The sequence below is a fragment of the Novipirellula rosea genome, from assembly GCF_039541335.1.
Lineage (GTDB): Bacteria > Planctomycetota > Planctomycetia > Pirellulales > Pirellulaceae > Novipirellula > Novipirellula rosea.
Map to the genome: position 1 here is coordinate 17,282 of NZ_BAABGA010000005.1, position 18,072 is coordinate 35,353.

Annotated in this window: 14 protein-coding genes; 5 read left to right on the plus strand and 9 right to left on the minus strand. The window is 54.7% G+C overall.

Annotated features, from left to right (window positions below; all coding sequences use genetic code 11):
• Window positions 1-69: 69 nt before the first annotated feature.
• Window positions 70-3,342, plus strand: coding sequence for a protein kinase domain-containing protein (locus ABD971_RS00250; RefSeq protein WP_345318323.1), 3,273 nt, complete (start codon window positions 70-72; stop codon window positions 3,340-3,342).
• 11 nt (window positions 3,343-3,353) lie between these two features.
• On the opposite strand, the gene ABD971_RS00255 is transcribed toward ABD971_RS00250, so the two are convergent.
• On the minus strand, window positions 3,354-3,926 hold the full coding sequence (locus ABD971_RS00255) for a hypothetical protein (RefSeq protein WP_345318325.1): 573 nt from the start codon (window positions 3,924-3,926) through the stop codon (window positions 3,354-3,356).
• A gap of 137 nt (window positions 3,927-4,063) precedes the next feature.
• Here ABD971_RS00255 and bioB point away from each other — a divergent pair, with 137 nt between their 5' ends.
• Window positions 4,064-5,107, plus strand: a complete 1,044-nt coding sequence (bioB, locus tag ABD971_RS00260; RefSeq protein WP_339944295.1) for a biotin synthase BioB — start codon at window positions 4,064-4,066, stop codon at window positions 5,105-5,107.
• 216 nt (window positions 5,108-5,323) lie between these two features.
• On the opposite strand, the gene ABD971_RS00265 is transcribed toward bioB, so the two are convergent.
• On the minus strand, window positions 5,324-6,859 hold the full coding sequence (locus ABD971_RS00265) for a sialate O-acetylesterase (RefSeq protein WP_345318328.1): 1,536 nt from the start codon (window positions 6,857-6,859) through the stop codon (window positions 5,324-5,326).
• Window positions 6,860-7,338: 479 nt separating this feature from the next.
• Here ABD971_RS00265 and ABD971_RS00270 point away from each other — a divergent pair, with 479 nt between their 5' ends.
• Window positions 7,339-8,229 (plus strand): DUF2314 domain-containing protein, encoded by an 891-nt coding sequence (locus tag ABD971_RS00270; RefSeq protein WP_345318330.1) that lies wholly within the window; start codon window positions 7,339-7,341, stop codon window positions 8,227-8,229.
• 83 nt (window positions 8,230-8,312) lie between these two features.
• Here ABD971_RS00270 and ABD971_RS00275 read toward each other — a convergent pair whose 3' ends face one another.
• The gene (locus tag ABD971_RS00275) at window positions 8,313-8,921 is read right to left on the minus strand and encodes a response regulator transcription factor (protein WP_339944289.1); all 609 of its coding nucleotides are present in this window, start codon (window positions 8,919-8,921) and stop codon (window positions 8,313-8,315) included.
• A 1,352-nt stretch (window positions 8,922-10,273) separates the two neighbouring features.
• Here ABD971_RS00275 and ABD971_RS00280 point away from each other — a divergent pair.
• Both ABD971_RS00280 and ABD971_RS00285 read left to right on the plus strand, forming a co-directional pair.
• Complete coding sequence (locus tag ABD971_RS00280) at window positions 10,274-11,473, plus strand: hypothetical protein (RefSeq protein ID WP_345318332.1); 1,200 nt, start codon at window positions 10,274-10,276, stop codon at window positions 11,471-11,473.
• Between the two features lie 210 nt (window positions 11,474-11,683).
• Window positions 11,684-11,980 carry a hypothetical protein gene (locus tag ABD971_RS00285; RefSeq protein ID WP_339944285.1) on the plus strand — a complete coding sequence of 99 codons (297 nt, stop codon included), beginning with the start codon at window positions 11,684-11,686 and terminating at the stop codon, window positions 11,978-11,980.
• Window positions 11,981-11,994: 14 nt separating this feature from the next.
• Here the strand turns inward: ABD971_RS00285 and ABD971_RS00290 are convergent, their stop codons facing one another.
• The 6 genes from ABD971_RS00290 to ABD971_RS00315 form a co-directional block, all read right to left on the minus strand.
• Entirely contained in the window at window positions 11,995-12,816 is an 822-nt protein-coding gene (locus ABD971_RS00290; RefSeq protein WP_345318335.1) for a hypothetical protein, read from the minus strand.
• Window positions 12,817-13,218: 402 nt separating this feature from the next.
• On the minus strand, window positions 13,219-13,740 hold the full coding sequence (locus tag ABD971_RS00295) for a gamma carbonic anhydrase family protein (protein ID WP_345318337.1): 522 nt from the start codon (window positions 13,738-13,740) through the stop codon (window positions 13,219-13,221).
• A gap of 11 nt (window positions 13,741-13,751) precedes the next feature.
• Complete coding sequence (gene accC / locus ABD971_RS00300) at window positions 13,752-15,095, minus strand: acetyl-CoA carboxylase biotin carboxylase subunit (RefSeq protein WP_339944280.1); 1,344 nt, start codon at window positions 15,093-15,095, stop codon at window positions 13,752-13,754.
• A gap of 15 nt (window positions 15,096-15,110) precedes the next feature.
• Window positions 15,111-15,593, minus strand: coding sequence for an acetyl-CoA carboxylase biotin carboxyl carrier protein (accB, locus tag ABD971_RS00305; protein WP_339944278.1), 483 nt, complete (start codon window positions 15,591-15,593; stop codon window positions 15,111-15,113).
• A gap of 56 nt (window positions 15,594-15,649) precedes the next feature.
• Window positions 15,650-16,735 carry a M24 family metallopeptidase gene (locus ABD971_RS00310; protein WP_345318340.1) on the minus strand — a complete coding sequence of 362 codons (1,086 nt, stop codon included), beginning with the start codon at window positions 16,733-16,735 and terminating at the stop codon, window positions 15,650-15,652.
• A gap of 3 nt (window positions 16,736-16,738) precedes the next feature.
• Entirely contained in the window at window positions 16,739-17,575 is an 837-nt protein-coding gene (locus ABD971_RS00315; protein ID WP_339944274.1) for a leucine-rich repeat domain-containing protein, read from the minus strand.
• Between the last annotated feature and the right edge of the window lie 497 nt (window positions 17,576-18,072).

Below are 18,072 nucleotides of genomic sequence, written 5' to 3' on the forward strand. Positions count from 1 at the left end.
ATCCTTTAGTTCCTTGCTTCAACCTCCGCCCCTCCCTTTCAACGTTTCTCAGTAGAAAGCCGTCTCGCGATGAAAGCGACAGAACCCAAAAAATTCAGCGCCGGCTACGAACCGATCCCCGGTTATGTGCTTGAAAAGCTTATCGGTCGTGGTGGATTTGGTGAGGTATGGCGTGCCGATGCGCCGGGTGGAATCAAGAAAGCGGTCAAGTTCGTTTTTGGAGCTCACGACCAGCAACGTGCTGCACGCGAGCTGAAGTCACTCGAACGGATCAAAGGCGTCAGCCACCCGTTTCTGCTGACACTCGAGCGGTTCGGCATCGCCGACGACCAATTGGTGATTGTCACGGAATTGGCCGACGGTTCACTCGAAGACGTCTTTCGTGAACACCGAGACCGCGGTTCGTGCGGCATTCCCCACGAAAAACTGCTTGCCTATCTGAACGATACCGCCGATGCACTGGATTACCTGCACGAGCGTTATCAACTGCAACACCTCGACATCAAACCAGCGAATTTGTTGGTGATCGGCGAACATGTCAAAGTAGCCGACTTTGGCTTATTAAAAGATCTGCGGGATGCCGAGTGCAGCATTGTTGGCGGATTGACGCCGGTCTACGCGCCGCCGGAAGTCTTCGATGGGCGTCCGAGCATGCATAGCGACCAATACTCGCTCGCGGTGATGTACCAAGAACTGCTGACGGGAACGCGCCCGTTTAGCGGACGCACCATCGCTCAGCTGGCAACCCAGCACGTTCACAATGCTCCCGATCTCGAACCGCTTCCTCCGAGCGACCGACCGGCGGTTGCCAAGGCGTTGGAAAAGAATCCCGTTCGTCGTTTTGAAAATTGCCGCGCCTTTGTCCACGCCTTGACCAACCCGCATCGCCGCAGCACTCCGCTACAATCGCGGCCAGGCGAATTGAGTCATGATGACACCGCCGAAGGAATTCCGCTCGGAGTCGGTTCGCAAGCTGCCGCGACCGAGGACTTGCCGGCGCTCCGCGACGGCGAGGTCAAACGTGATTCGCGTACCGTTTCCGATGTCCTTGTCGTCGCACTTGGCGGCACGGGGGCAGAAGTGCTGCATGATATCCGCAGCCGCATCGCCAGCATGCATTCGGCGTGCCCGATCCGCTTTCATTCACTGCTAATCGATACCGATGAAAAAACGCTAGGCATCGCACGCATCAGCAACTCGACGGCATCATTGCCGCCAACCGAGATTGTGCCGATTCCGCTTCGCTCGCCCAATGAGTACCGGCAATCGCTGTCGATCAAACGGCTTGCCACCGTATCACGACGTTGGATCTACAACGTTCCTCGCAGTTTGTCGACCGAAGGCATGCGACCGCTCGGCCGCTTGGCACTGGTGGATCATGGTGCGAAGGTGAAAAACGCTATCGCACAAATCGTCAAAGACCTCACCAAAACGCGTGGCGAGGAGATTCCGTCGATCTATGTCGTTGGATCGCTCAGCGGGGGAACGGGCAGCGGTATCTACTTGGATGTTGTACATCTGCTGAGACATTTCTTGGACGAAAACCAGTTCGAGCAAGCCAAGATCCTCTCGATGCTGGCGATGAAAGGGTTGACACGAAACCCATCCGTTTCGCTTGCGCATCATGACGCGCAAGCCGCGTTGATGGAGATGCGTCACTACTTGCATCCAGAGAATGGCTATCCCGGCGACGAAGGTGCCGGTTGGCCAAGCGTCCCCGCAGCTCGGACGCCACTCAAAGACGCCTATGTGGTCGCCAGCAATGAGTTCGATCCAAATGCGCCGCGTCCGGTCAACGTGATCAGCGACTACCTGTGGTCGGATTCAACCGGGGCTGGCGATTTGTTGGCCGAAGCACGCTCCAGTGCGACCGAATCGCCAGACGTCTCGATCCACAAACCCCAATTGCGATCGGTGGGCATCGTCCCTCTCGGTGTCGTGCGCCGTCCCGAAGAGAAGATCTTGACGCCCGCAACCGTGCAACATTTGTTGCTGCGATGGTTGGGGCATCCCGGACACGCTAAAAAGAACGCAGAACCATTGTCGCAGCGATTGATGCGGCGTACCGGTTTCGCTCACAACCCTATCGTTGACGTCATCCAAGAGCCGCTCGGAAAAACCTCTCACGATCGCCACCACCAATTGCAACAACACATCCGATTGCAAACGCGTGAACAAGGGCGGGTGATCACGCTGGGGGATGCAGGCGAATTGGCGCCCCAGTGGGCCAGCGAGATCGCGGACGCTTCGAATGCCGCCGCGTCGATCGACCAAATGACGAGCGTGTTTACCAAGGAGTTGTTTAATCGATTGTCGCACCGCAGTACCGACATAGCGACGGCGGTAGCCGGTTTACAACGTTTTCAAAGGGAAGTAATCGCAGTCGCCGATTCGCTACGAACCGACGCCAATACCGAGATTGCGAAATTCCAAAGCGAGCCCGACGACGATGATCGGCCCCTAACTGCTTCGCATGCCGAAGCAATGATCACCCCCGAACTGCGAAAACTTGCAGCCGAGCATCTCTGCGTATTTGCCGAACGCATCGATGGCATGATCACTCGGCTGAACAATCTTGCCACGACGTTCGCGGTCACCATTTCGAAAATCGCCGATGGACGAAGCGCGACGCTCAATCCTTGGGACGATATGCCCGAAGAAATTTCGTCGCAGTTTGAAGGCATCGTCACCGAGCTGCACACCGCGGCGGTGAATCCGATGTTGATTCGGCCGCTTGCGACCGGCGCAATGGCGATGGATGCAAACGAAATCAAAACACGTCTTACCGAAACCGTCTCGCCGTTGGTAGGACGGGCGCTAGCGACCCGCAGCTCATCAAGCGTCAACGAATCATCGTCTTTGAGTTCATCGACATCATCGAGTGTCGATGTCACTGCGACGTTGCCAAGCCCCGCCGATGCAGTGGCTATCAACGAGACGTCCACCGTCACCGCCTATGTCGCCCCGTCCTCGACCAAATCCAACGAGACTCGGCCCGAGCAAGCGGTCACATCGATGGCGACTGCACTGCAATTCGCACGTCCCTCGCTGCTGGACTGCGGCGGGGTGCAACGTTTGATTCTGGCCGTGGGGACTCATTCCGAACAAGTCCGTTTAGAAGCAGAATTACGGCAGTTCCACTCTGGCGCGTTGACCACGACTTTGATTCCGGGGACCACGGCGAAATTAATTCACGAGGCTCAGCGGATCGACTTGAATGATGTGATCGCACGTTTAGCGACGATGAACGCGGGTAACGTGCAAGTCAGTGGCCGGCTGATGACGCGGTCAGACATCGATTGGCGAAAGAGCGAACCTCGTTCGCAAGTCGCCACTTACTAAGATCTCGGCCGCTATTTGACAGCACAGGCGGCCTTGACGGCACATCCGGCACACCCGCTGCCGCAGCCATTTTCGGATTCAGCGGTGCCACACCCCGGGCCACAGCCCTCGCCCAGCAATTTGGCAAAATGGCGAGATCGCACGATCGACTCGTAACGCTCGGTGACCTCTTTGGTGATCGCTTCGGCGGTTTCGTCGACGTCACCCAAAAAGTGCATCACCAACGATCCTCCGTCGAACACTTGGTCGACATCTAACAGCACCGCGGTAGAGCCGGATTCGGCCAACGCAGCCCGGCACGCTTCGACCGCTTCGCGTTTGTGCCGCTCGAGCCTACGAATCAGCAGTTCGTCTTCACGCGTGGTTTGGCGAATCAGCCGGATGATCGGCATTTTTTCGCTCGCATCGAGACTGCGGCGAGCTCCCTGCTGCGCCTCGCCCAGGAGGGTGCCAAGCTCGACCCCCCGGGCTGTTCGCACGATCACACGCATTCCATACGAAAAATCAGGCGTCACGGCGGACGCGGTGGGTTGGCCCACGAAAATATCGCCGAGAACGCCGATTCGTACGTAATAATGGCTCATTGGGAAAAACACGCTATAGACGACTTGCCGATTTGGCTCGGCACGTTCACCATGTGGGGATTCTCATGGTTCACGATGAGTGAGAAAAAAAAACAAAACCGAGCGAAGATCGACTAGAGAGAATAAGGCAAAAAAACATGACGGCCAGTCCCGAAGCGACCGCAACGCCCCCAGAAACACAGATCCAAGCGGATCGATACCAAAAGCTCGCTGAACGTGTCTTGGCGGGCGAGGCGATTTCTCGCGAAGACGCCCTCTCTATCTTAACCGCCCCCGACATCGATGTACTTCCCATTTTGTCGGCAGGCTATCAAATCCGCCATCGCTATTTCGGCCGATCGGTCCAGCTGTACTTCTTGATGAATGCCAAAAGCGGCCTTTGTCCCGAAGATTGTCACTACTGTAGCCAATCGAAGATCTCGACGGCGCCGGTTCCAAAATACAACATTTTGAAGCGTGACGACCTGATGAAAGCGGCTGAAATTGCCGCCAATCAAGGCGCCAAGACCTACTGTCTGGTGATTTCCGCTCGCGGGCCAAACGAGCGTGAGATGTCGGCCGTCGAACAAATCGTACCCGAGATCAAGCAAAAATATGGGCTCGATATCTGTGCCTGCCTGGGACTGCTGAACCGCGAGCAAGCGGATCGCTTGAAGGCATGTGGCGTCGACCGAGTCAATCACAACCTGAATACCAGCGAAGAGCACTACGCCGACATCTGTACCACGCATACGTATGCCGACCGAGTGCAAACCCTGAGAAACGTTCGAGACGCCGGAATGGAAATGTGCAGCGGCGGCATCATCGGCATGGGTGAGTCTCCCGAAGACGTCGTGTCGATGGCATTTGACCTTCGCGATCTCGGCGTCCACTCGATTCCACTGAATTTCCTGAATGCGATCGAAGGCACACCGCTTCAAGGCAACATGGATTTGAATGCAAACCAGTGCTTGAAAGCATTGGCAATGTTCCGATTCGTCAATCCTGACCGCGAACTGCGAATTTCAGGCGGACGGGAAATACACCTGCGTTCGCTGCAACCGCTCGGCCTGTATGTCGCCAACAGCATGTTCGTCGGCGACTACTTGACGACCAAAGGACAGGCCCCGCAAGCCGATTACGACATGATCACCGACCTCGGTTTCGAAGTCACTCAGAATGTCGAACCGGTGAGTGCGTAACCGCCCCGCGGTTGCAGAACCATTGTCGCACGGCTTTCCAAGCCGTCAGCGAAAAACCGTGTTCGAGCTCGCCCAGCAAGCGAGCTCGAATAACGGGCAGACGCCGATCTCTTACCACGTGAGTCCGACGTTTTCGCGTCGAAGTTACTTCACGAGCTACTTCACGAGCTACTTCACGAGCTACTTCACGAGCTACTTCACGAGCTACTTCACGAGCTACTTCACGACGCCTTCAGTTTTGCCCGGCCAATCGTCGGTGCGAAACGGTGTCAACGCCAACCCTTCGCGGCTCTGCACGTTACAGACGGGGTTGTCGGCCCAGGCGTAACGTACCGCAACCGGTTTATCGACGCCGTCTGACCAAACCTCGATCGTTTCCTTATCAACGATCTTGGCCTTGGCATTGACAAACTTTTGGTCAGCCCCGGCGATGCTAAAGCCGATCGCGTCGTTGATGTCAAACGTATCGAGCCCGCTGCCGACGTGATCAAACTTTAACCTTACTCGATCTCCGGTGACCTGCATTGCTTCATCGCTGCCTCGATAGGTCGGACTTTGATAGGGGATTTTGTAGCCATAGTCTTTCGCCAAAGCCCAACGCGCCAAACGAGTCCCGACGCCCTGTTTGTTCTTGGGGTGAATATCGTTGGCTTCGCCCAGATTCAAGATCACTGCTTCGCCGGTGTTAGGCAAACGCGACATCGTCATCGTTTGGGCTTCACGCAGTTCAGCCCAATCGCTATCGACGGGTGAATCGACTTCATTTCGAAAGTCGGCAAGTTGGACCCAGTAGAACGGAAAATCACCTTGTTTCCATTCGTCGCGCCAGCTTTGGATCATCAGCGGAAACAAATCGCGATATTGGTACGCTCGGCTCGCATTGGATTCGCCTTGGTACCACACGACGCCGCGGATCGTGTAGCCAATCGTCGGTTTCAGGACCCCGTTATAAATGTTCGATGGACGATGATTTCCAGTCAATTCGTTGCGAGGGGCCCGCGGCGGGTTGCCTTTTTTAGTCTTGGCCCATTCCGCGTGCCGCTGCTTCCACTTGGCCATCGCCGCTTCGTGATCATAAGTCGCAGCGGTGCGGTCCCATTTCTCGAGCAACTCGGCGTATTTTCCGTCATCCTCTAACACCTTTCGCTCGACCCAAGCTTCGGCCGACGAGCCGCCCCAAGCGTTGTCGATCAAGCCGATCGGAATATCGAGCGTTTGATGCAATTGGCGACCAAAGAAATAGCCTGCGGCTGAAAAGTCTTTGACGGTTTGCGGGGAGCATGCGGCCCAATTGCCGTTGAAATCCGTTTGTGGTTCTTGCGTGCCCACCTGTGGTACCGAGATCAGACGGATGTTGGGATAGTTCGCTGCCAACGCTTCTAAATCGGCGTCATTCGAACTGGCGACCGACATTCCCATATTGGATTGGCCCGAACAAATCCAAACTTCACCGATCAACACATCTTTGAATGACTTTGACTCGTCTGCCGCGATTTTCATTTCATGCGGGCCACCTGCGGGCAACGCGTCGATGAAAACGTCAAAACGCCCCGAATCATCGGCAGTTGCCGCAGCCGAATGTCCAGCAAGCTCGACCGAAACGTCTTGCCCGGCGGTCGTCCAACCCCATACATGGATCGGTTTGTCGCGTTGAAGCACCATCGAATCACCAAAGATCGATGACATTTTTAATTCTGCGTGCGCTGTCGATGCAAGCAGCAGAGTGAGAAGCGAAAGAAGTCGAAAACGCATGAAGAAAACTCTCGTGGGTTTTGATAGGTGGGAAGCGAACAGAGGATTTGAAACGCCAATGATAATCAAAACGACACCTGCCGGGGGAGCTTGGGGCGCAGAAAGCCGCCCGACGTCCAAGGCTAAAGAAATGAACCGCCCGGATCCCGCAAATCGCAAATTCGAGCCTCCCGCAAGCGGCAGCGTTCGGCCGCAAAATCAGAAAAATATACATCCTTCATTCGCAACGCCCCCCATGCAGAGGACATCGGTGGTAGTCTATTGAGTCAGAAACTTCACTGCCGGCTGGGCTCTGTCTGAGAACGCATCCGGGGCGGAACTTGGTAGCGGAATTCGTCGAGAATTTCGATTCCCCAAGGGGTTATGCCATGCTGCCGAAAGTCTTGACGACTTCCACTACGATTTTCAGACAGAGCCAAATCCCAGCGGGATACCGAGGCACATCCGATTTAAAATCTTGCGATCGAGGTACTGCAACCGTGGCCCAAGTTTATTTGACCGCCGACAATGATCCTGAAATGCGGGCTGCGAACGAGCGAGCCCGCCGCACGTTTCGCTTCTTTTGGCGAGAACTTTCCTGGGAACAGCGACGCATCATCCCCGGGCTCGACCTCGCGTGCGTGAAAGTGCCTTTCGAAGATCCTCCGGAGCTACGATCGGCCGAGAACAACGAAGGTGTCGAACAGATGTGGCTCGGCGACGTTGATTTTGATGGGCGAAGCGTCTCGGGAACGCTGCTGAATTCCCCCAATTGGCTAAAGTCAATTTCCGAAGGCGACGAAGCAAAGTTCCCGGGAAAGGCACTGTCGGATTGGATGTACGTCATCAACGGTCGCGTTTACGGCGCGTTCACCGTCCAGGTACTTCGTGCCAAAATGAGTGCCAAAGAACGCCAACAACATGACAACGCTTGGGGGTTTGATTTTGGTGACCCCGAAAGCATCCATGTCGTGCCGCCCGAATGGTTTACAGACAAAAGCGACGAACAACCGTCTTCGTCCGAGACAGCCAAGGGTGGATTCTTTGGCAAACTTCTAGGGCGATCAGCCAAAAAGCCCCCGTCACCTGTACCGCCGGCGGACCCGCAGTTAGTTGCGTCGATGGAACACCCCATGGCGGCAAACATGGCTGATTCGCTCACCGAATATCTTCAGCAGAATCCCGAACAGGTTCACACGAAGGACGATCGCGGATGGACAATGCTGCACCAGCAAGCGTTGGCCGGAACCGCGATCGGCGTTGCCATCCTGTTAAAGCACGGTGCCGATCCCAATGCGGTCACCGCGAATGGCGTCACTGCGATACAGCTCGCGAAATCTCTGGGCTGGAAAAAGGTTGTCGATGTGTTGGCAAAACACGGGGCAACTTGATCGCCCCCTTTGTCGTCTGAGCGGCAACCTATCAACGGTCGGTAGAGGGAAACGGTTGGTAGAGGAAAACGCTCGAGAAGATATCAGCTGGGATTCGCGAGTACCCAAATCTGCACTAGTTCTGCGACCGATTGAACGTCCAACTTTTTCAAGATTGTGGAACGTCGCTTTTCGATCGTTCGCAACCCCGAGTCCAACCGTGACGCAATTACCTTGTTTGCCAAGCCTTCGACGAGCAACTTGGCAACGTCCATCTCTTTTTCGTCTAAGGTCGCAACCAAACGCTTCGCCTCATTAACCTGTTGGTCCTTTTCCAGGTTTTCCTGCTCGAGCTGGACCGCCTCTTCAATCCCTTTCCGCAACTCGGCCTGCCCACATGGCTTTTCGATCAAGGTGATCGCGCCTCCGCGAATTGCCCGCACTGTTGACGGGACGTCGGCAAAGCCAGTCACCATCACGATTGGGATTGTGATTTGCATATCACGCAACCGTTCGATCAATTCGACACCATTCATACCTGGCATCTTTTTGTCGGTGACCATGCAAGCAGGACGTTTGCCGTTGTACCGGGAAATAAAATCTTCGGCTGACTCGTACGATTCCACAGCCAAATTCATTGACCGGACAAGCTCCACCACAACTTGGCGGGATTCCTTGTCATCATCAACAACGTGAATGGTGGGGAGGTGCATCAAAATCAATTCATCGAAAGCGTTGAGTTATGAATGTCGAAAGCAAGCGTTGGAGAGGACAATGACGCTGCTAGCAACAATAGAACATATTTCACTGGACAAGATCGCGTCAAACTTGACAACCCGCCGCATTTTTTAATGCAAAAACTTGTAACATATCGTTCCCCCCTTTTCTCGTTGCCGGATCTTTTTCCAGCCCTCGCCCATCGACTCGGAAGCGAATCTTGGCAGCTGAGAAACCATACTTCACGCCGGCGAATTCCCACGTCGCAAAGCAACCAACCAATGGGGTCGACTACGGGCAAGCTCGAAACATCACGAGCCACACCCCCACAGAGGGGCCGCATTTATCCACTACGCCCCATTTTATTCGCTAAGCTCCCGAATTTTACTCACCGCCGCTAAACGCGTTCGATGGAAAAATAACACTCGATACGTTCCGCCGATAGGAATCCGATCGAGACATTCGATGGCAATGGATTGAGCATTTTTGCGTTTGGAACCGGTCAACACAATCACCGATGCGATACATCACGAACCAGTTCCGTCATCCGTTTCCATTTTACAAGGCCGCTTGGCTTAGAGCCAGTGAAGCCCGATCGAGCGTTTTAGGCACTTGACGTCGTTCACACAGAGGATGCGGTTCCGCCAAGAGGACACGGTCGCCCGTATTTTGGCGAGGCCACGGATGGTCCCAGCATGTTTTGCCCAGCATGTTTTGCGACCGAGATACGGGCGATTCTTAGAGAGTCGCCGAAACGCTGACTTGGCGAATCGGTGAAAACGGCCGCAAAAACCGGCCGCAATTTAGCTTATTCAAACACGCAGTCAGGTTGCCCCAACCTGACTGAACGTGTTTGAACAAGCTTCCGATGCGAAATTCAATCCACACATTTCGACTCGCTCACTACAGCTGGCGAACAACGTTGGGTTGCCCCCCCAACATGGACCATTCTGTTATGAACCGGGTGAAAAGTGGGATTGATGCCCCATTCGCAACGGTCAGCGATGATTTGGATAAGACATCGCCTTGCACACTAAGAGTATCGGATAATTTTGTCTTCAATGCACCAATTCATTGCGATGTTTGCGGCAATCCGCAATGCATCCCATTCCGTATGGCTTCGTCAGGTTCATCAAGTAGATTGCGGGGAGCGATCGAAAGCCACTCTCGAGCTGCTGGCGTCCCCGCCATCGCCCTACCCGCGAGCAATTCGACAAAAGTACGATCCAACCGCCCCCCCCTTGCGATCAGGCGACCGAATGATCGCATAGGATTCGTGAATGCGACATCGACCATGCAAAGGAGAAATCGAACTCCTACAATGCAAGCAGCTAAGGAGCCAGCAACCGTGTCCACGCCACCGTCAAATGCAACCCAGGTTGTATCGAAATTCTTATACCAGCATCACTTTGAGCAGTCCGAAGCTGCGATCATCGTGTTGCGACTGCAGCCCACGGTGACCCTGATCGCCGCCAACGATCGTGCACGCGGCACCTTCGGGCTGCCCAAAGATTGGTCCGCAGATCGGCCCGACAATTACCAAAATGCGAGCATTGCGGAACAGATCCTTGCAACGACCGAGATCGTCGACGACGCCCGAGCACGGTCGCATCATCATCGCTGCAAGCTTGGACTGGTCCAGTGGACTCCTTTCGCAGAAGACGATGCATCGTACGCAGTGCTGACGATTCTCTCCGCCAGCGAGTCGTCGGTGACGAAGGCTACCGCAGACAACGAGATCACCGATTTGCAACCGGATACGGTCCCCAACCCGGAATCAATGAACGCGATGGCGGTTGCCCATTGGCTGAAAACATTCATTCATCAAGTCAGCCAACCGCTGCACGTGAACCAAAACACCGCAGACATCCTGCAAATCGAAGCCGAGCAAAACAAGATCGATTCGCAGTCCATTCAACCTCGATTGGAACGAATGCAGTTCGCGGGAAATCTACTCCGCGAATGCCTGTCGGATCTACGTAAACAGATCCAGTTGATGTCGTTTGAATTTTCGCATGTCGACATCCAAGAAACATTGCAATGCGTTGCAACTGAATTCCAACGCAAACATGCGGCGCCGCTGCAGTTGCAACTTTCGTCGCTGGGCCCAAAGCGTTTCATTCATGGCAACGCGACACTGTTAAAGGAAGCCCTCTCCAGCAGCCTTGATCTATTGTGGGGCAAGCGTCGGGAAGAGCCTATTCATCCGGACCGCGACGACGCGCCGGATTCCTGCTTGTCACTGAGTGCCTTCGATGAAGACGGACACATTCAAATCCAGATCACAGTAAATTCGGAATCCGAAAATTCGATCAAGTTTGTCGATTATCCGCTCATGAAACAAACGCACATGAAGCTGATGCCAGCTGCGACCTGGGGCGTGTGCGAGTCGATCATTCAAGCACACTACGGCGAACTTCGCCACGAGGAAAACGAAGAATCAGAGCAGATTCAAATTCGTTTGCCGGAATCGTGTGATCGGACACAACAGCCCAACATCAACGTGGCTCTGCATCGCGCATGGTCGCAACCCGGCGACGCAACATAGACGCAACGGTTCACGAACATCCGTGAACACAGTTTAATGTCAATGTTTTCTGAAGTTCCGTTCTGGGACAGGCATCACGGTGCGATTGACTCGATTGACGAGTCTCCGCAAAAACTTTTTGTACGCATTTGATCACACGTTTCGTATCGGCAATCGCTGCGGGCCTCTTTTCCCGACGACTCGTTAACAGGTCGTCCGCTTCGCTGGCAAATGCAAAAGAACGCGTGGCCGCAATCGCTTTCGGATCTTCGCGCCGTCGGTCTAACGAGCGACGACTGGCAAATCATGCCGGGTGTCGAATTCGGTTATCAACCCTCGGCACTTCTGCCGCAAAGCAAAGCCGACAGCGAAGTGGTTTTGTGGACTGCTGAACTGGACAGCGGGCCTATCGACGAAGCAATTCAGCGTTTTGCTGCTGGCGTCGAATCGTCGCGGCCTCCCACGGATGCCTATTCGACGAAATTTGACATGCAGCGAATCACGCTGATTCGCGATTTGTCTCAATAACCACCGACCTGGCACTACACGCCGAGTGCCGCACCTGAATCGAGACTCGGTGCTTCGGTGGGACTACGGTCGGTAGCTTCGTCAAGCTCAGGCACGGGAACCAATTCGGCATCCGTTTCCGAGTCTTCAAGTGGCGCTGCTTCGGTTGGCACTGCTTCGGTCGGCACTGCGGAGCCGCTTCCCGAATTCAGCTCGATCTGCGGCGAAACGGCGGTACCGTCGAGCGGGCCAACCGATACGACGGTCGATCCATCGGGAAGTACCATTCCAGGACGAAGGTCCGACGATGATGGATCAACACGACCTACCGAATAGGGCGGCTCGGCAATGGGTTGATGCTGGAATTCGCTGCTGTAACCGGGCACCCCATATTGAGGTTCAATCGCACTTTCGTACGGGTAGACGGACCCGCCATAGGCAGGCGCAGTGTCGTAGCTGAAACCGGGGTAGGCCGAGCCATAGTAAGTCGAACCGCGATAGATCGGCGAGTAACCGGTTGCCGGATAGCGATAGGAATCGCCGAGGCCACCATAACCGAGGCTGCCATAGCCAAATCCGCTGTATCCGTAAGGGTAACCACCCCCGATTGAAATGCTAAAGCCGCTCCCGGAATAAAGGTTACCGCCATAAAAGCCACTGCCAAAACCATAGCCGCCGAAGTGGCCGTGATCATGATGGTGATGATGATGATGCCCACCGCCGTGATGTCCACCGCCATGGTGCCCACCGCCGTGATGTCCACCGCCATGATGCTGAGCCATCAATGAGGATTGTCCCAAGACCAATCCTGAAACAGCGATCCCCAAAACAACGCGACGCATATTAGAAAACAACATCAATTCCGGCTCCCGCGCGAGTCATCGCGACACAAACGAAGGCACGCTGACGAGATCGCTCGTAGGCGACACAGCGAGTTTAGAGACACATCCCTAAAACCATTCCAATCGCCGTCAACGGTGCGCAATTCAACCACTTCTATCCTAGAACATGGCTAAGGATTGGCAAATGAATTAAGCAATTTCTACGTCAGCAAATGACGGCATTGCATTCTGTAGCGAGGCTGGCCAGAGCGTGGATGGTTGCCGGTTGGATGGCGACGAAACCGTGGCTAGTGCCAAAACGAGGGCGCTGTGAAGCATTTTCTCTTAAAGGGTTTGTGCTAATTTAGCGTAGCGGAAGTCGTCAAGACTTTCGTTCCATGATGCATGCCCCCGAAACTCTTGGCGAGTTTCGCTACCCTAGTCGCGGGCAGCTTTGTAGACGCTTGCGGAATGCACGTAGTGCTTGGCGGTTTCAATCAACCGTTTCCGCTGCTCTTCGCTGACGTCAGCGATTACTCTTGCCGGAACCCCCACCGCCAATTTACCGGCGGGGATCACGGTGCCCTCGGTCACGACAGCCCCTGCACCGATGATTGCACCCGCGCCGATCTTGGCACGACTGAGCACGACGGCGCGAATACCAATTAACGCACCGTCTTCGACCACCGCACCATGCACCACCGCCGAATGTCCCACCGTCACATCGTCACCGATGACGCACGGCGAACCATGGTCCGTGTGTAACAGCGACAAGTCCTGAATATTGGTTCGATCACCAATCTTGACGAACTCGGTGTCACCGCGAACCACCGATCCGAACCAAACGCTCGAGGATTCTCCGATCGTGACATCGCCATAAATCGTGACGTTGTCCGCGACAAACGCCGACGCGTCGATCTGATCAGGGCGAAATACGGGATCGATTCGGCGGTCTGACATCGCGTCGCTGCTTACTTTAAAAATTCGCGTTCAACAAACTTAGTATCGTGGCGACCTTCGAGAAACTCGGGGTGTTGCAAGACTTTGTCGTGGAACGACGCCGTCGTGCAGATGCCTTCGACCTGCATTTCCCGCAATGCTCGTCGCATCGTTGCAATTGCCTCGGCACGTGTGGGTCGATGGACGATCAATTTCCCGATCATCGAATCGTAGTAAGGCGGCACCGTATAGCCGGCATAGACATGCGAATCAAACCGCACTCCCAAACCGCCTGGGACGAACATTTTGTCGATGCGTCCCGGGTTAGGCTGGAAATTTTTATCAGGATCTTCGGCATTGATTCGACATTCAATCGCGGCGCCTTCGCACTTCACATCCTCTTGCGAGAATGACAGTTTTTCGCCTGCCGCGACACGAATCTGCTCTTTGATCAAATCGATCCCGGTGATCATTTCGGTGACGGGATGTTCGACTTGAATTCGAGCGTTGACTTCGATGAAGTAGAAATTGTTATCGGCGTCGACAATGAATTCGACCGTGGCCGCATTGGTATAGTCGGCTCCGCGGATCATTCGCACCGCTGCTTCACAAATTTCGATTCGTCGATCTTCCGGAAGACTCGGGCTAGGCGCTTCTTCGATCAACTTTTGATGACGCCGCTGGACGCTGCAATCACGTTCGAACAAGTGGCAGACGTTGCCGTGCGAATCGGCGATCACTTGGACTTCGACGTGACGAGGCGACCCGACGTAGCGTTCCAGATAAACGCCACCGTTACCGAACGCCGCTTCGGCTTCGGTACGTGCCTGAGAAACCGCCGTGGCCAACGACTTTTCATCCTCGGCGACCCGCATCCCTTTACCACCGCCGCCGGCAGTCGCTTTGATCAAAACAGGGAAGCCAATTTTTTTGGCGACTTCGATCGCTTCGGCGTTATCGTTGATCAACCCATCGCTGCCGGGGACAACCGGAACGTTGTTGGCGATCGCCATTGCGCGAGCGGTATTTTTATCGCCCAACTTTTCCATCGCTTGCGGGCTCGGACCGATGAATTCGAATCCGCTCGAGCGACACACTTCGTTGAAATGAGCGTTCTCGGCTAGGAATCCATAACCGGGGTGAATCGCATCGACTCCGGCCACTTCGGCTGCGGCGATAATTTGGTCGATTTTCAAATAGCTGTCGCTACTGCGTGGTTTACCAACGCAATACGCTTCATCCGCCAATTTGACGTGCATCGAATCGGCATCGGCTTGGCTATACACCGCCACCGAACCGATCCCCATTTCACGACAGGCGCGGATCACGCGCAGAGCAATCTCGCCACGATTGGCAATCAGGATCTTTTTAATCACAGAGTTGTCTATGTTTTAAGCGTTCGGATCGATACGGAACATCGGCTTGCCGAAGTCCACCGGTTGCTGGTCGCCGACCAAGATTTCGACAACGGTTCCACTGCATTCCGCAGGGATTTCGTTGAAGACCTTCATGGCTTCGACAATACACACGATCGTGTCTTCGGTAACGCGTTGACCGACTTTGACAAACGGCTCGGATTCGGGATTGGCACGCGAATAAAACGTGCCGATCATCGGAGCATCGATCGTGATGGTGTTCGCATTGGCTGCGGGCGTTGCCGCCGCCGCTGCTGCGGGTGCTGCTGCAGCGGCAGGTGCCGGTGCAGCGGCCGCCGGCATGTACACCGGAGCGGCTGAACCACGATTGAGTTTGATTTTCTCATCGCCTTGCTGGAGATCCACCTCCGACAATTCGTGTTCTTCCATCAACTCTACAATCATGCGAAGCCGGTCGATATCGAAAATATCGGAACTTTGCTTTCCGCCTTTACTCATACTTGACTCACCGTCAGAAAGATTGACGTACATGTTAATTTTGGGATGCGGAAGTTTTACAGCACCAACCGACAATCATCGAGACCCTTAGGTAGGGTAGTGAGCACTTCGCAACCAGTTTCCGTCACCAGTACATCATCTTCGATGCGAATGCCAAATTCGTTACCGATATACACTCCAGGCTCAACGGTGACAATCATACCCGCAGTGAGTACATCTTCACAATTCGACGACATCCGTGGAGATTCGTGGATTTGCAGCCCAATTCCGTGCCCCAAACCGTGGTTAAACTTGTCTCCCAGCCCCGCTTTGGCGATCACACCGCGAGCGATTTTATCGATTTCCTTGCCCTCGACTCCAGGTTTAATCGCTTCAATCGCTGCCAATTGGGCGGCCAACACGACCTCGTATGCCCGCTCAAACTCGCTGGAAACGTTGCCAATGGACAAGGTCCGCGTAATATCGCTGGCGTAACCACGGTATTTCGCCCCCCAATCGATCAACACGACGCCGCAGCTAGGCATAAAAATTTCGGCGGGATGGTAATGAGGCAAGGCGGCCGCGGCATCAAACCCGACAATCGGCTTAAAACTTGCCGATTCGGCGCCCAAAAATCTCATTTTCGCTTCCAATTCGTGAGCAATCGCCCGCTCGGTCCATTTTGGGGACAACATCGGCAGCAGCGCCTGGAAACTACGCTGGGCGATCGAGACGGCCCCGCGAGTGGTTGCAATCTCGCCGTCGTCTTTGACCATTCGCTGACGCTCGACCACCCCGGTGGTCTCGATCCAAGAAATATCAGGACACTTCTCACTCATTTTGCGATAATCGCTTAGCGAGACGACGGCCGACTCGATCCCCACTCGGCTGTACCCTGAATCGCCAAGCACCTGCTTGACCAAATCCATCATCAATTGACTCGGCGGGCGAATCGCAGCCGAAATGGATGGACATTCGCTCGCCAATTGGATCTCGTAGCGTCCATCGCTGAGCATCGTCGCTTGATCGGGCCCCACCAACAGATAGGAGCTGTCACCGGTAAAGCCGGTCAAATATCGAACATTAATTTCGTCGGTCACCAACATCGCATCGATTTCTAGCGAATCCAGCGATTGGCGAAGGGCGTCGAGTCGTTCAGTCATGATTCAATCGTGGTGTGCGTGGGCTTTGGGATCGTAATCGTGATGTTTTTGATTCACATGAACATGAATCTGAGGATAGTTTGTGTACAGCCATCGCCATCCCGACTCGGTCACCAACGAATTGTCCAAATACAAGGACTCGAGGTAGGGCAGCGATGCCAGTGATTTCAGTCCGTCATTGGTAACCGGGATGTCGATCAAATGAACGCCGCGCAACGATCGGATCGCCGCGATCTCGCGAGTCACTTCGTTACCGAGTTTCGGAGACGCGATTCGCAGTTGTCGCAACTCGGGAATCGCCTTTAACAACTGAACTCCCTTTGCCGTACACTGCGAATGAGGCAAGTTGACGTACCACAGCGAACTGCACTTCGCGAGTGTCGCCATGCCCGCGTCGGTGATTGGCGAATACCGCAACCGGACCAACTGCAGATTCGGCAACGTCGGCAGATGAACGATTCCCTCGTCAGTGATCCGTCCTTGATCGACGATCACGGTTTCAAGTTTTTCAAGATCCTTGATCTGCAACAGCATCGAATCGGTGATTTCAAAATCGTCGACCTGCAACGTCGTCTCTTTGTCGTTAGCAAGCCGCTCTCGAATCTGATCAAATTTTTCTTGCGGCGATGGCTCGACCGCCTCCGACTGCACCTTGGTCTCCGTCGATTCGATCCAGCGGTACCCCGAATAGGCAATCACCGCAACAAGGATCGATGCACCAATCAAAAATCCTTTGCTGCGAAACCGGGAAACCCTCGCTGCATCCACGGAACCAGGATTCGCGACGTCGCCCGAAGTGTCGTCACCCGCAGCGGGTTCATCTTTTAAGTCTTTTGCCATGCCCACGATCTTAACGACGCGATCTCGGTTGGAGTAGGTCTATCGACATCGAGGTCTATCGCATCACGTGATGCGTGAAACCTCGAGTCCATATAACAGCGGCAATTCAACAGTGGCCAAATTAACAGTGGGGGAGCGACACGAAGGGGGAGCCTCGCTGAGGGTCAGCCCCACTGGCGTCAGTCCCGCCGGTGCCGTCCCGAAGGCGTCGTCCCGCCGGTGCCGTCCTGCCGGTATCAGGGAGGGGTAACGCTGGCGTGTAGCGTAGTTTGCGGTGACGCGATTTGCGAAAGATTCGAAGCACTCGCTGGCGGCTGGCTTTGCGGCCGCAGATGAATCCCTGGCACTTGTATCGTGGCATCGGGGTTTCGCCGAAGCAAAACCCCGATGCACAAAGAAGTTTCATCGCCGAGCGACTTAGCGAGACGATTGACCCAGTAACCGTCGCCCTAAGACATGTCCTAAAACATGGATGCTCAAACCATCCTAAGATGGCG

Coding starts and splice junctions, on each gene's coding strand:
- ABD971_RS00250 (WP_345318323.1), top strand. CDS start 70: ATGAAAGCGACAGAACCCAAAAAATTCAGCGCCGGCTACGAACCGATC.
- ABD971_RS00255 (WP_345318325.1), bottom strand. CDS start 3,926: ATGAGCCATTATTACGTACGAATCGGCGTTCTCGGCGATATTTTCGTG.
- bioB (WP_339944295.1), top strand. CDS start 4,064: ATGACGGCCAGTCCCGAAGCGACCGCAACGCCCCCAGAAACACAGATC.
- ABD971_RS00265 (WP_345318328.1), bottom strand. CDS start 6,859: ATGCGTTTTCGACTTCTTTCGCTTCTCACTCTGCTGCTTGCATCGACA.
- ABD971_RS00275 (WP_339944289.1), bottom strand. CDS start 8,921: ATGCACCTCCCCACCATTCACGTTGTTGATGATGACAAGGAATCCCGC.
- ABD971_RS00285 (WP_339944285.1), top strand. CDS start 11,684: ATGCAAAAGAACGCGTGGCCGCAATCGCTTTCGGATCTTCGCGCCGTC.
- ABD971_RS00290 (WP_345318335.1), bottom strand. CDS start 12,816: ATGTTGTTTTCTAATATGCGTCGCGTTGTTTTGGGGATCGCTGTTTCA.
- ABD971_RS00295 (WP_345318337.1), bottom strand. CDS start 13,740: ATGTCAGACCGCCGAATCGATCCCGTATTTCGCCCTGATCAGATCGAC.
- accB (WP_339944278.1), bottom strand. CDS start 15,593: ATGAGTAAAGGCGGAAAGCAAAGTTCCGATATTTTCGATATCGACCGG.
- ABD971_RS00310 (WP_345318340.1), bottom strand. CDS start 16,735: ATGACTGAACGACTCGACGCCCTTCGCCAATCGCTGGATTCGCTAGAA.
- ABD971_RS00315 (WP_339944274.1), bottom strand. CDS start 17,575: ATGGCAAAAGACTTAAAAGATGAACCCGCTGCGGGTGACGACACTTCG.